Source organism: Mangrovimonas sp. sgz306409, assembly GCF_059735265.1.
The window spans coordinates 33,217-47,379 of sequence record NZ_JCAPEU010000009.1 but is presented as its reverse complement, the minus strand read 5'-3'; the positions used below and the strand labels follow the sequence as shown (position 1 = coordinate 47,379).

The 14,163-nt window shown below is 41.2% G+C and carries 13 protein-coding genes; 4 read left to right on the top strand and 9 right to left on the bottom strand.

Annotated features, from left to right (window positions below; translation table 11 throughout):
• Positions 1-14: 14 nt before the first annotated feature.
• Positions 15-590, bottom strand: coding sequence for a DUF2911 domain-containing protein (locus AC6I5C_RS14820; protein ID WP_053977477.1), 576 nt, complete (start codon positions 588-590; stop codon positions 15-17).
• 291 nt (positions 591-881) lie between these two features.
• On the opposite strand from AC6I5C_RS14820, the gene AC6I5C_RS14815 reads away from it, so the two are divergent.
• The 4 genes from AC6I5C_RS14815 (at position 882) to AC6I5C_RS14800 (ending at position 4,371) form a co-directional block, all read left to right on the top strand.
• Positions 882-1,433: an RNA polymerase sigma factor gene (locus AC6I5C_RS14815; protein WP_497905837.1), complete on the top strand. Its 552-nt coding sequence runs from the start codon at positions 882-884 to the stop codon at positions 1,431-1,433.
• A complete protein-coding gene (locus tag AC6I5C_RS14810; RefSeq protein ID WP_497905836.1) occupies positions 1,417-1,989 on the top strand; it encodes a hypothetical protein in 573 nt (190 codons plus the stop codon). Before AC6I5C_RS14815 ends, AC6I5C_RS14810 begins: the two co-directional genes overlap by 17 nt.
• 15 nt (positions 1,990-2,004) lie before the next feature.
• Positions 2,005-3,618: a hypothetical protein gene (locus AC6I5C_RS14805; RefSeq protein ID WP_497905835.1), complete on the top strand. Its 1,614-nt coding sequence runs from the start codon at positions 2,005-2,007 to the stop codon at positions 3,616-3,618.
• Between the two features lie 63 nt (positions 3,619-3,681).
• Positions 3,682-4,371: a peptidoglycan DD-metalloendopeptidase family protein gene (locus AC6I5C_RS14800; RefSeq protein ID WP_497905834.1), complete on the top strand. Its 690-nt coding sequence runs from the start codon at positions 3,682-3,684 to the stop codon at positions 4,369-4,371.
• Here AC6I5C_RS14800 and AC6I5C_RS14795 read toward each other — a convergent pair.
• The 8 genes from AC6I5C_RS14795 to AC6I5C_RS14760 form a co-directional block, all read right to left on the bottom strand.
• Positions 4,349-5,371 carry an SMP-30/gluconolactonase/LRE family protein gene (locus AC6I5C_RS14795; RefSeq protein WP_497905833.1) on the bottom strand — a complete coding sequence of 341 codons (1,023 nt, stop codon included), beginning with the start codon at positions 5,369-5,371 and terminating at the stop codon, positions 4,349-4,351. The two genes, AC6I5C_RS14800 and AC6I5C_RS14795, sit on opposite strands and share 23 nt — an antisense overlap.
• 167 nt (positions 5,372-5,538) lie before the next feature.
• Positions 5,539-8,892, bottom strand: a complete 3,354-nt coding sequence (gene secA, locus AC6I5C_RS14790) for a preprotein translocase subunit SecA (RefSeq protein ID WP_497905832.1) — start codon at positions 8,890-8,892, stop codon at positions 5,539-5,541.
• Positions 8,893-9,068: 176 nt separating this feature from the next.
• Complete coding sequence (locus tag AC6I5C_RS14785; RefSeq protein WP_010177336.1) at positions 9,069-9,290, bottom strand: DUF2795 domain-containing protein; 222 nt, start codon at positions 9,288-9,290, stop codon at positions 9,069-9,071.
• Between the two features lie 171 nt (positions 9,291-9,461).
• A complete protein-coding gene (locus AC6I5C_RS14780; RefSeq protein ID WP_497905831.1) occupies positions 9,462-10,037 on the bottom strand; it encodes a cob(I)yrinic acid a,c-diamide adenosyltransferase in 576 nt (191 codons plus the stop codon).
• Positions 10,038-10,125: 88 nt separating this feature from the next.
• A complete protein-coding gene (locus AC6I5C_RS14775; protein WP_497905830.1) occupies positions 10,126-10,812 on the bottom strand; it encodes an ABC transporter ATP-binding protein in 687 nt (228 codons plus the stop codon).
• Between the two features lie 85 nt (positions 10,813-10,897).
• Positions 10,898-11,668, bottom strand: coding sequence for an O-methyltransferase (locus AC6I5C_RS14770; RefSeq protein WP_497905829.1), 771 nt, complete (start codon positions 11,666-11,668; stop codon positions 10,898-10,900).
• Between the two features lie 168 nt (positions 11,669-11,836).
• A complete protein-coding gene (locus AC6I5C_RS14765) occupies positions 11,837-12,163 on the bottom strand; it encodes a GIY-YIG nuclease family protein (RefSeq protein ID WP_497905828.1) in 327 nt (108 codons plus the stop codon).
• Positions 12,164-12,247: 84 nt separating this feature from the next.
• Positions 12,248-14,119 (bottom strand): ABC-F family ATP-binding cassette domain-containing protein, encoded by a 1,872-nt coding sequence (locus AC6I5C_RS14760; RefSeq protein ID WP_497905827.1) that lies wholly within the window; start codon positions 14,117-14,119, stop codon positions 12,248-12,250.
• Positions 14,120-14,163: the final 44 nt, after the last annotated feature.

Genomic DNA, 14,163 nt, shown 5'->3' with positions numbered 1-14,163 from the left:
TAGATCTATAAATCTTAGGGTAAAGTATCCTTCTTAACAGAAATAGGTACCGCAACTTTAGTTTGGTCCCAAGCCATAGTCAAGTCTAAATTACCAGTAGTATTATCAAACCCAATGGTGAACTGTTCCACAGTATTGTTCAAGGATTCTACTGGAACTTCTATTTCCAAAATATCGTATTGTGGCTCGCGCATAGGTTTCATTTGTTCATCCACTCCCCAGGGATAAAGTTTGGTATTCAAAATCACGTTCCATGAACTATCGCTTGGAATCGTCCAAAGCGTATAAATACCTTTAGGAATGGCAATTCCTTGAATGTAAAGCGGTTTGTTGGTTTCAAAAGTTGTGGCTTCGTTTGCCCCAGTACGCCATACTTGGTCATAAGGCACCAAGCCCCCAAAAATTTCCCTTCCTTTTTTGTAGGGACGGTTGTACTGTACTTTTAGGTCCAGATCGTTTAGTGTAAACTCTATGGTATCCTTCGGACTTAAACGTTTCGAGAAGATGTTTTCAACAAAAAAAGAGTATAAAAAAAGACCAATGGCAACCACCAACAGTACCCATAATACCCATTTAAAAAATCTATTCATTCGCCATCTAATTTGAAGTGTAAATATAAGGATATTGAAAAGCTTTCAAAACAGCAGAACGTTAATTATACAGGCTTTAGTATGCCATGACAAATGGAATTCAAATTTAAAGGAATTCCCGTAATTTTATAACAAATAGAAAGTTGTAGAGAATGTTTGAATGCTACTTTGTATTTCAAATACATAAAAATGACCTAGGTCGAAGAAAAAAATAACACAATTTGCCACACTTTATTTTTTTAGACGTCTTTAAGTTGAACTTAACCGAGTAACCAAAAAGTTTCGAAGCGAATGTTTCAAATTGACCTTATTGAGAAATGCAAGCAGAACAACCGTGCGGCACAATTGCAGTTGTACAAGCAATATTGCGACGGCATGTTTGTGGTGGCCATGCGTTTTGTGAAGGACTCCATGGAAGCTGAAGATATCGTACAGGAGTCTTTTATCAAAGCCTTTACCAAACTGCACCAATATAAGGGAGAAGTTACTTTTGGAGCTTGGTTAAAACGTATTGTCATCAACAAAAGCATCGATCTTTTAAAATCCAAAAAGGAACATTTGTTGCAATTGGAAGAGGTGCACCTCAAGGTGGTCGATGGTCCAGAAGATGACAATTGGTTGGTAGAAGATTCCCTTGGCTTGGAGGATGTTAAGGCGGCTATTCAAGAATTACCGGAAAGGTATAAATATGTGGTTATGTTGTATTTGATGGAAGGTTATGACCATCAGGAGATTTCAGAAATCCTCAACATTACCGAAGTAGCCTCCAGAACCCAACTCTCAAGAGGGAAGACTAAATTAAAAGAACTATTAATACAAAGGAACAATGGCACAAGATATTAGAAATCTGTTTAAGGAGGAATCCAAGGTGTCCAATCAAGTAATGCCTAAAGGGCACGAAGCCCGTTTTTTGGAGAAATTGGAAGCCGAACTACCACAACAAAAGCACTCCCGTTCAATGTTTAGGATAATTAGTATGGCGGCGAGTATTGTGGTTATGCTTGGGTTTGCAATTGGAGCTTATACCTTTTACGAGGGGAAAGAAACCGTAACTCCCGATAAAACAAAAGAGATGGCTTCAAACCTGAAATCTTTGGGAGATATTTCCCCAGATCTAAAAAAGGTGGAAGATTATTATTTGGCCAACATCAACTTGGAACTGTCCAAAGTGGAGTTGAATGACGATAATAAGGAGCTGTTTGATAGCTATGTGGTACGCCTTGAGGAATTGAATAAGGAATACCAGCGTCTGTCTGTGGAATTGACTCAGTCAGGTCCAAATGAGTTGACCGTAAGCGCCTTGATAGATAATCTGAAATTACGCCTTAACCTATTGTACCGTTTAAAAGAACAATTAAGAGACCTGAACGATTCCGAGTTTGGTCAGGACAATGTATAACAAATGAAAACAACAATGACACATACCTATAAACGCCTGTTAGGGCTATTGTTGCTCGTCGTAACGTTCAGCGTATCGGCACAGCAGAAACTAAATAAAGTATCGCAGTCCATAAAAGTGGCCGATGATGTCACCATCGATTTAAATACCAGTCATGTTCAGATTGAAGTAGATACTTGGAACCGCGATGTGGTAGAAATCGAAGCTTATGTTGAAAGCGATAAACTCTCCGCTGCAGAATTGGAAGCCGCCATGAAGGCTTGGAAGTTGACTGTTGATGGTTCTGGAAATTTGATATCAATCCATTCCAAAGAACCAGGAACCAGTTGGAATGGGGTTTATGTAGACGATTTTGATTTCGACTATAATTTTGAATTCGATGCCATCCGGGATCTAGAGTTTGAGTTGGCACAGTTGCCAGCACTTCCAGAGCTTCCAGAATTGCCGGAGATGCCCCCTATGCCTGAACTTCCGAATATGGCTATGCCAGAAATGCCCGAGCTTCCAGAGTTGCCAGAACTTCCCGAAGGGATCCATAATGTACATTTTGATACAGAAGCCTATAAAAAGGAGGGAGAGAAATATTTGGAAGAATGGAGTAGGGAGTATGAAAAAAAATACGGCAAAGCCTACAAGGATAAAATGAAAGCTTGGGCCAAGGAAATGAGTAAGGTAGATTTTAAGGCTTATGAAGAGCAAATGAAAGTTTGGGGAGAAGCCTTTGGAAAACAGTTTGGAGAAGAATACCAAATGAAAATGGAAAACTGGAGCAAACAGTTTGATGAAGAATGGGGCAAAGCATATGAAGAAAAGATGCGTGAATGGGAGAAGCGTCACGAAAAGGAGTTAGAAATGCACACTAGAGAATTAGAAAGACGTCAAGCACAACAGGAACGTCGTCAGGCTGAAATGGAAAAACAGTTGGAACAGCGTATCGAGGCCCAACAACGTAGAGAAGAAGAACGTATGAAACGTTTTGAAGAGCGCCAACAGTTTCATGAACAACGTCGTGAAGAACTGGAGCGCTCCATGGAAGCCAAACAAAGCAAGGTGAAAAGGGTGATTAAGATAAAAATGCCCAAAGATGCCAAGCTGAAAATGAATGTGCGACATGGAGAATTGAAACTTACTTCAACCATAAAAGACCTTAAAGGCGAATTGTCTTATGCAACTTTATTGGCCAATCACATTGATGGAAAGCATACTTCCATCAATGTGGCCTATTCGCCAATTTGGGTGGATGTTTGGGATATGGGAGAACTCAAATTGAATTATGTGGAGGAGGCTCACATCAAGTCGGCCGATAGATTGGTGCTTAGTTCCAATTCCTCCAATATTAGCATTGAAGCCTTAAAGGGAAATGCGGTTATCAACGGAAGTTTTGGCGACTTGACCATCGATAAAATTGACGATTCCTTTCAAAACCTTAATGTCGTTCTAGAAAATAGCGATGCTATTATTAATCTGCCCAAAACAGAACATAACCTGCAGTACAATGGTAATCGCTCCAGATTTAGTCATCCCCAAAAGGACCCTTCACAAAATATGACTTCCTTTTCCAATAATTTGTTAAGCAGCAATAAAAGTATTGTGATCAATGCTAAATTTAGTCATGTTACTATGCGATAATATCTGAAGTCATTTGGAGATTAACTTAATAGAGAATGCTATTTTTGAAGAAACATTGAGACAATGACAGCTAAGGAGTTTTCCCAGTTACTAATAGGTTTAGGCAATTCAAAATTGATGGTTTTGGATACGAATATTTCTAGGGAAAGCTATGTCTTATTGGACCTTTCCAAAGACAATGCATTACTTCAATCTGTAGATGTTTCCAATAGCTCAAAATTGGAAGTATTTGTCAATTACCATTTAGAAATTCATAATGCTAAAGTGGCTTTTGGAGGCTATTTGGAAGAACGCAATATTTACCAGAGGAGCACACATTTTAAACCTATGGATGGTGATTTGGAACGTTCCATTCATCTGGGGATGGATTTTTGGGCTGAAGAAGGAACGGGGGTTTGCGCGCCTTTAGCTGGACGTGTTCATAGCTTTCAAGACAACACCAATTTTGGAGATTATGGGCCTACCATTATTTTGGAACATGAGGTTGAAGGGGCAATTTTCTATACTCTATACGGTCATCTAAGTTTGGAGTCTTTGAAATCCGTATCAGTTGGGAAGCCTATAGAAAAAGGAGAAGTGTTTGCATCATTGGGGACTGCTGCCGTTAATGGCGATTATCCTCCACATTTGCATTTTCAGATTATTAGGGATTTGCAGGGAAAGGTAGGGGACTATCCTGGGGTATGCCATAAATTGGAAGTAGACTTCTATCGAAACAATTGTCCGAATCCTAATTTTCTACTGCAGTTATAATGTTTTGTTCGGCTTTAAAAAACGGACTTTTTACTCCTTTTACACCTGGTACTGCCATAAAGATAGAACCTGCCAAAGGATAAGTACCGTATTCATCTGTAGTCATGTCTTGACTGGAAGTTGTGATAAAAAGGGTTTCCAAATTCTCACCTCCAAAAGCGCAAGAGGTCACGTTATGAGCAGGTACCTGTATTTTAGAAAGCACCTCGCCACTTAATGGATCGAAACGAATCACGGCATTACCATTCCACATTCCAACCCATAGCTTGTCTTCTTCATCAATGGTCATTCCGTCAGGAAAACCTAAGGAATCTGGAACTTTAACAACCACGCGTTCGTTTGAAATTTCAGCAGTTGTATCATCGTAGTCATAAGCCTTGATTTCTGCTGTAGGCGTGTCTATATAGTACATGGTGTGTTTGTCTTTAGTCCATACAATACCATTTGAAATGGTTACGCTGTCTTTCTTCAGTTGGGCATTCCCTTTTTGGTCTATCATATAGAGTTTAGCATCATGAGGACGTTGTTCCAAGCCCATGGAACCTACCCAAAAGCGGCCTGAAGGATCGCATTTTCCATCGTTAAAGCGATTGCTTGGGATATTTGCCTCAACATCCGATAATAGGGTGAAAGTTTTGGTGTCTATTTGTAAAATATAAATACCGTCCTCAAGGGCTACCACAGCTCTATTGGCATCTACGGGCACTACTGTACCTATTTTAGATGGCGTTTCAATAGACTTGTCGGCTTTTGATTTTGGGTTGTAAATGTGCAGGGCCTTGCCGTCAATATCTACCCAGTATAATTCTTGGGTTTCGTGGTTCCAAAAGGCACCTTCTCCCAATTGGGCTTTAATTTTATATTCAAGGGTGGCTTGTGTTTTTAGAGCCATATCCGTTGGCTTTTTATGCTGTTTAATGTTACAGCTCCATGCAGAAAGAAGCAGCGTCAACAGGGCGCAAGAGTAAAATTTGGTCTTGACTTTAGAAACCGATAGCATAGGTTAAGTTCTTTGATGGAGAATAAAAGTAATAAAATCGGATTTAAAATCAATATAAATAATTGAAAAAGCGATTTTTATAGTCCGAAAGCCCTGTAAACACTATAAAAAAAAAGCTCCTGATGTTTTTTATCAGGAGCTTTAAGAATATAGGTTAGTAATTGTGGTTATTCTTCAATAATTACCCAATCACCCTTGGCCAATAAAGGCTCAGCTTGTTTGAATTTCATGGTTTTGTTTTCACCGCTCATGACGTTTTTGATGGTAACCTTGTCGTTACGCCCAATTTTTGGTTTGTCCCTTACAACGGTTTCTACAGCTTCGGGCTGGCTTTGGGTATTCCCGGCAGCACGACTTTGAGCAGCTCGCTCATCCATATTAGGGATTTCTTCTTTAGTCGTTTCCAGTTTTTCTGCACGTTTGGCACGAGCTTCTTGAATGGTGCTTTGGGTTTCTGTAGGTAATTCCCCTTTGAAAAGGAACGAAATTACATCCTTGTTCACTGAATCCAACATGCGCTTGAACAATTCAAAGGCTTCGAATTTATAGATCAATAACGGATCTTTTTGTTCGTGAACTGCCAACTGTACAGACTGTTTCAACTCGTCCATTTTGCGTAAGTGAGTCTTCCAAGAGTCGTCCACAATGGCCAAGGTAATGTTCTTTTCAAAGTCATTGATAAGTTGCTTACCATTGGTTTCGTAAGCCTTTTGAAGGTCTGTTACTACCTGAAGTGTTTTTACCCCATCAGTGAAAGGTACTACGATACGCTTAAATTTATCGCCTTGGTTTTCAAATACATTTTGAATTACGGGGAAGGCCAATTCTGCGTTACGGTTCATTTTTTCACGATAGTGTTCAAATGCCGCTTTGTAAACTTTACCAGCGATTTCCTGTACCGATTGTTTTCCGAATTCAGCCTCGGTAATGGGAGAGCTCATAGAGAAATAACGAATCAGTTCAAACTCGAAGTTTTTAAAATCGTTGGCTCCTTTGTTGGATTCAGCAATGGTTTCAGCTGTATCATAAATCATGTTGGCCAAATCCACACGTAAACGCTCTCCAAATAGGGCGTGGTGACGACGCTTATAGATGACTTCCCTTTGGGCGTTCATGACATCATCGTATTCCAATAAACGTTTACGAATTCCAAAGTTGTTTTCTTCTACTTTTTTCTGGGCACGCTCAATAGATTTGGAAATCATGGAGTGTTGAATTACTTCTCCTTCTTCCAATCCCATTCGGTCCATCATTTTTGCAATACGCTCACTACCGAACAAACGCATTAGGTTGTCTTCAAGCGATACGTAGAACTGTGAACTACCCGGATCTCCTTGACGTCCAGAACGACCACGCAACTGACGGTCTACACGACGTGAATCGTGACGCTCGGTACCAATAATGGCCAAACCGCCTGCAGCTTTCACGGCTTCGGTTAATTTAATGTCGGTACCACGACCCGCCATGTTGGTAGCGATGGTTACCTGACCTGGTTGTCCTGCTTCAGCAACAATATCGGCCTCTTTTTTATGAAGTTTCGCGTTCAATACATTGTGAGGGATCTTGCGAATGCTCAACATTTTCCCTAAAAGTTCACTGATTTCCACCGAGGTTGTACCAATCAATACAGGACGTCCTGCTTGTGATAGTTTGGTTACTTCGTCGATAACAGCATTGTATTTTTCACGCTTAGTTTTATAGACTAAATCTTCACGGTCATCACGCGCAATTGGTCTGTTGGTTGGAATCTCCACAACATCCAATTCGTAGATTTCCCAGAACTCCCCAGCTTCGGTTACTGCTGTACCTGTCATTCCCGAAAGTTTGCGGTACATTCTGAAGTAGTTTTGAAGCGTAATGGTAGCAAAGGTTTGGGTAGCGTCCTCAATTTTTACATTTTCCTTGGCCTCGATAGCTTGGTGCAATCCGTCACTATAACGACGCCCTTCCATGATACGTCCCGTTTGCTCATCCACAATCATGACCTTGTTGTCCATGACTACATATTGAATGTCTTTCTCGAATAGAGCGTAAGCTTTCAACAATTGGCTAAGCGTATGGATACGCTCAGATTTTACACCAAAATCCCTAAACAGTTCTTCTTTTGCGTCAGCTTCATCTTCTTTTGAAAGGTTTTGAGCTTCGATTTTGGCAATTTCCACGCCAATTTCCGGCATGACGAAGAAATTAGGATCGTCATTTCCAGAAAGGTATTCTACTCCTTTATCGGTAAGTTCTACCTGATTGTTTTTTTCATCAATTACATAGTACAACTCCGCATCAATTTTCGGCATTTCGCGGTTGTTGTCCTGCATATAGAAGTTTTCGGTTTTCTGAAGCAACATTTTGATTCCTTCTTCACTCAAAAACTTAATAAGTGCCTTGTTCTTTGGCATCCCACGGTATACGCGCAATAATTGGAAACCACCTTCTTTAGTATCTCCTGAGGTAATCAATTTTTTTGCTTCTGCCAAGACTCCCGTCAAATATTGACGTTGGGTAGCAACGATAGAATCAACTTTAGGCTTTAATTCTGTGAATTCATGACGGTCTCCTTGTGGGATTGGTCCAGAAATAATCAATGGGGTACGGGCATCGTCAATCAATACCGAGTCCACCTCATCCACGATAGCGTAGTGGTGTGGGCGTTGTACCAAATCGTCTGGCGAATGGGCCATGTTATCACGTAGGTAGTCAAAACCAAATTCGTTGTTGGTACCATAAGTAATATCGGCATTGTAGGCTTTTTTACGAGCAGCAGAGTTAGGTTGGTGGTAGTCGATACAATCCACGCTCATTCCGTGGAACTCAAACAACGGCGCCATCCACGCGCTATCACGTTTTGCCAAATAGTCGTTTACGGTTACCAAGTGCACCCCTTTCCCTGCAAGGGCGTTAAGGTATACCGGTAAGGTAGCCACCAAGGTTTTCCCTTCCCCTGTTTGCATTTCAGCAATTTTTCCTTGGTGCATGGTGATACCACCTATCAGCTGTACATCATAGTGTACCATGTCCCAAGTAATGGCTTTTCCTGCGGCATCCCATGAGTTGGCCCAAACTGCTTTATCGTCTTCAAGCACCACATATTCTTTGGAACCTGATAGTTCACGATCGAAAGCGTTGGCCGTTACTGAAATGGTTGTATTGTCCTTAAAACGTTTTGCAGTTTCCTTAACTACAGCGAAGGCTTCAGGAAGGATGTCGGTTAAAACGGTTTCGGTAACCTTGTAGATTTCGTCTTTAATACCGTCGATTTCTACATATATATCTTCTCTTTTGTCAATGTCTTCAGTGGCTTCAGCTTCTTTTAATAGGGCCTCCATTTTATCGTTCAATGGCTGTCTCGCTTCTGCAATTTGCGCTTTGAAAGCAGCTGTCTTGGCACGAAGTTCATCATGTGACAGTTGTTCTAGGGCGCTTTCAAAGGACTTTATTTTATTGACTATGGGTGTAATTGCTTTGACATCCTGTTTGGATTTGTCGCCAACAAATACTTTTAATACTGAATTTAAAAAACTCATGGTGTGTTGTTTAGCTTGTCGTTGGTGGGATGCCAACGTATATGTTATTAAATATGTTGTTGCCTTTGCAAGCGTTTAAAGGCTTCCAAAGATAAGGTTTGTGCAATGTTTATTAAAGTATAGCGTATAAAAAAAGTCTCTATGTTGAGACTTTTTAACTATTCTTTCTGATTTATTTAGTATTCGTCCTCGTTCCAGAGGTAATCTTCGTCTGTTGGATAGTCTGACCAGATCTCCTCAATAGAATCGTACGAATCACCTTCATCCTCAATGGCCTGTAGGTTTTCAACTACTTCCAATGGCGCTCCTGTACGGATAGCATAATCTATTAATTCGTCTTTAGTGGCTGGCCACGGAGCATCACTTAAATAAGATGCGAGTTCTAAGGTCCAATACATTTCTTATAGATTTAGAATTTTCTGCAAAAATAAATTTTTAGTTGAAAAAGTCAAGAAAAAAATGAATTATTTCAATGTTAACTAATCATTAATAATAAGAGCGTCCCTTTTTTGTGAAATTCCTAACTTTCTGTCTAGGATACTACAAAAAAAATGCACTTCCAAAATTTATTAAGATTCTTTTTTAGGAATCCATTTAATTTCTTCGGCTTGCAAGTCGTAGGACAACTTTCGTGCCAATACAAACAGATAGTCTGAGAGACGATTTAAATACATTAAAGTTTCTGGTTGAAAGGGGCTGATCTCGTTTAAAGCAGAGGCCAAACGCTCAGCTCTACGGCATACACAGCGAGCAATGTGACAGAATGACACGGTTTGGTGGCCTCCGGGTAGGACAAAGTGTGTCATAGGCGGTAAACTGTCGTTCATTTGGTCTATGGCTGTTTCCAAAACTTGAATGTCAGCTTCCGATATTTTTGGGATGTTCAAACGTTCTTTGCCGTTTTTTAAGGTCCATTTTTCTGGGTCGGTGGCCAAAATGGCACCTACGGTAAACAAATGGTTTTGGATAGCTACCAATAAGGCTTTGAATTCCGCAGCCATGTCTTGGTCCCTTAAAAGGCCGATATGGGAATTGAGTTCATCTACGGTGCCGTAGCTTTCTATGCGTATATGGTGTTTGGGAACGCGGGTGCCGCCAAATAAGGCTGTACTACCTTTATCGCCAGTTTTGGTGTATATTTTCATGGGTTCAAAATTCTAGATTCGTGCCCCAAAGGTACAGTATTTTGTATAGTTTCCACTGCTAGCCAATTGGCTTTGGATGTGTTGCGGTTTACTTAAGTCTGGTGTCACTTTCAATCATCCCGTCACGTAAACGGATGATACGGTGGGCGTGGGCGGCAATGTCCTCTTCGTGGGTTACTAAAATCACCGTATTGCCTCGTTGGTGGATGTCATCAAAAAGGGCCATGATTTCCACGGAAGTTTTGGAATCCAGGTTTCCTGTAGGCTCATCGGCTAGAATAATGGAAGGCTTATTAACCAAAGCTCTTCCAACGGCCACACGTTGGCGTTGCCCTCCCGATAGTTGGTTGGGGCGGTGATCCATGCGGTCGGCCAATCCTACATCGGTTAGGACTTCTTCGGCACGTGCGTCACGTTCTTTTTTGGAAGCGCCGGCATACACCATAGGTAGCGCCACATTGTCCAAAGCGGTGGTTCGGGGTAACAGGTTAAAGGTTTGAAATACAAAGCCGATTTCTTTATTACGAATATCGGCCAGTTCGTCATCAGTCATTTGGCTTACGTCCTTACTGTTCAAAATATAAGAGCCGCTAGTTGGTGTGTCCAAACATCCCAGTAAATTCATTAGGGTGGATTTTCCTGAACCTGACGGTCCCATAATGGCGATGTAGTCGCCGCGTTCTATATCCAGGTCGATGCCCTTTAATACGTGAACGGTTTCTTGCCCTAATTGAAAATCCCTAGTAATGCTGCGAATTTGAATGACATTGTCCATAAAAAAAGATAAAAGCTTAGTGGGTTTGGATTGCTTCTGCAAGATAGCAGAATTCTTTCAATAGGACGTTGCCGAAGCGAAGTTGTTACACCCTAATGGAGAAATGTTCTTTCCTTTGTTCGGTTCTAAAAAATACCATGCCCCAATAAAAGGTATCGATGGTGACGGTGACCTTTGGGTGGGCTTTAATTTCTTCCCAAGCTTCGGTCATGTCTTTAGACCAGTGAATATCGTCCAAGATGATTACGGTGTCATTATGGACCGTATCCAAAAGCTCTGAAAAGTAGTATAGGGTAGCTGTTTTTTGATGGTTACCATCCATGTAAATAAGGTCGTAAGTTTGGTTGTCCAATTGCTGAATAGCAGGAGTGAATTCGGTAATAATAGAGTTGATGTTATTCAATTGAAACTGTTGGAACTGTTTTTGGGCTACAGCGGCAGTATTGGGGCAGCCTTCAATGGTGGTGATTTGCGATTCGTGATGTCCAATTGCCATAGCAGTGGTGCCCATGCCGAGGGAAGTTCCCAATTCCAAGATGTGTTTGGCTTTTAAATAGGTTACCAATCGATTTAAAAGTTTAGCACGTTTTAATGTAATACCAGATGTTTTGGCAATTTTGGATACTTTTCGTGTGTTGTCTTTAAAAATTCTACTGCCTGCACCCAAATCGGTTATGGTGATTTCGGAATGGTTACGATAGAGGGCTTTTCGGTATTGCTTTAAAAGGGTGTAGCTTTCATGCTTTTTTCGGTCGTAAAAACACAGGGTGACCAACTGGTATACAAAAGGGGAGTGGACGCCATGTTGGTTGGTTGAGCGCCAAAGGAATATGAAATATTGTAGGAGTTGGTACATGTTGTGGCAAAAATAGGATTCTATCCCATTTGTAAAAAGGATTTCAATTGGAAAATATCGGCTTCTACCGGTTCAATCTGATAGTGCTAAGTGTTGTTTAAGCGGATGCTATTCTATAGTGCAGGCGTGAATGAGGGTAATTGATGTCAATTGGGGTTTGTGTTTTTGTCATCCTGAGCTTGTCGAAGGAGGACGTGGTATTCCGTATTGGGTATAATTTTTTGAAAATCGTTCTAAGTCTTTCCAATTATTGTCGATTAGAGCTTTCTTCTTTTTTCTAGACCAACCTTTAATTTGTTTTTCTCTACTGATAGCTTCTGTTGGAGAAGTGCATTGGATATGCCATACCAAATTTATGGGGCGTCTTGTTGCTGTATAACAGGATTTGTTTATGCCTAAGTTGTGTTGTGTCAAGCGTTCCTGTAAATTATTTGTTACGCCCGTGTAGTAGGAGCCGTCTGCACATTGTAAAATGTAAACATAGTAAAACCTCATGTACATAAAGATAATTAAAAATGGGATATGAAATGGCTTCGACAGGCTCAGCCTGACAAGGAGCGATGTTTTGGACGATTACTGTTAGGCATCTCCTTCCAACTTTTCTGAAAGTTCAAACCAACGGGCTTCCTTTTCCGCAATACTATCCATAAGCTCTTGAAGTTCTTGGGATAGATTGTTGATGGCTTCTGTAGAAAGACTTTCATCCAGGAACTTTGCTTCCAATGCTTTTTTGTCCAATTCCAAGGAACGGATCTTGCTCTCCAGATTCTTGAGTTCCTTTTGTTCGTTATAGCTTAGTTTTTGGGCTTCGTTTTGTTTGGACGCCTCCGTAGTTTTGGAAGTGTTCTCCTTAGTGCTTTCTGCTGGAGGGGCGGATTGTTCGTAGATGCGGTAATCGGTATAGTTGCCAGGGAAGTCCTGAACTTCACCTTCACCTTTGAATACAAATAAGTGATCTACAATCTTGTCCATAAAGTAACGGTCGTGGGACACTACCAAAAGACAGCCCGGAAAATCCAACAGGAATTCTTCCAAGACGTTTAGGGTCACGATGTCCAGATCGTTGGTGGGCTCATCCAGAATTAAAAAGTTAGGGTTCTGGATTAAAACGGTGCAGAGGTATAGGCGTTTTTGTTCCCCTCCACTTAGTTTTTCCACGTAGTCGTACTGTTTTTTACGGTCGAAGAGGAAGCGCTCCAATAGCTGTTGGGCACTTATTTGGCGTCCTTTCTTCAAGGGAATGTAATCACCAAATTCTCTAATGACTTCAATAACTTTTTGCTCGGGTTTGATGTTAATCCCGCCTTGGGTGTAATAGCCAAATTTTACGGTATCTCCCACCACGACTTTTCCTGCGTCCGGTTTGATGGTTTGGGTGAGCATGTTGAGGAAAGTGGATTTACCGGTTCCATTTTTGCCTATGATCCCGATGCGTTCCCCTTTTTTGAAAACGTATTCAAATTGGTCTAGGATGACCTTGTCCTTATAAGCTTTGGAGATTTTATGAAGCTCTACAATTTTACTGCCCAAACGCTCCATGTTCAGTTCCAATTGCATGACATGGTCCTTGCGGCGTTGGTGGGCACGGGCTTTGATATCGTGGAAATCGTCGATACGGGATTTGGATTTGGTAGTACGTGCCTTGGGTTGGCGGCGCATCCATTCCAGTTCCTTTTTATATAGCTGTTTGGCCTTTCCGGTTTCGGTGGCTTCTGTGGCGATTCGGTTTTCCTTTTGCTCCAAATAATAGGAATAGTTCCCTTTATAGGTAAAGAGTTGCCCGTGGTCCAATTCGATAATTTCGTTGCAGACGCGTTCCAAGAAGTAACGGTCATGCGTTACCATAAAGATGGTGAATTGTGCTTTTGCAAAATACTGTTCCAGCCATTCAATCATTTCCAGATCCAAGTGGTTGGTAGGCTCATCCAAAATAAGTAGATCGGGATGACTGATGAGCACTTGGGCCAAAGCCAAACGCTTTTTTTGCCCTCCGGAGAGGGTGCTGATTTTTTGCTCGAGGTCTTCCAGTTTTAACTGTGACAGAATTTGTTTGATCTGCAATTCAAATTCCCAGGCATTGTGACGTTCCATGGCTTCGAAGGCCGCTTGGTAGGCCTCGGTGTCCTCGGGGTGTAAAAGCGCCTTTTCGTATTGGTCGACTATTTTTAGGATGGGCAAATCGGCATTGAAAATGGTACTGTTGATGGTGGCGCTTTCATCAAACTCGGGCGTTTGGGATAAAAAGGCCGTCCGCAAGCCTTTGCGCATCACTACCTGTCCCGCATCTGGAGTGTCCTCACCCGAAAGGATGTTTAAAATAGAGGTTTTTCCACTTCCGTTTTTGGCCACAAAGGCAATTTTTTGGTCTTTATGGATGCTAAAGGAGAGGCTGGAAAAGAGCTCCAGTTCTCCATATGATTTCGAAATATTTTCGACGTTTAGGTAGTTCACAGTATTTTTTTTGCAAATAACGGAAATAAACCAAAAAAAGAACC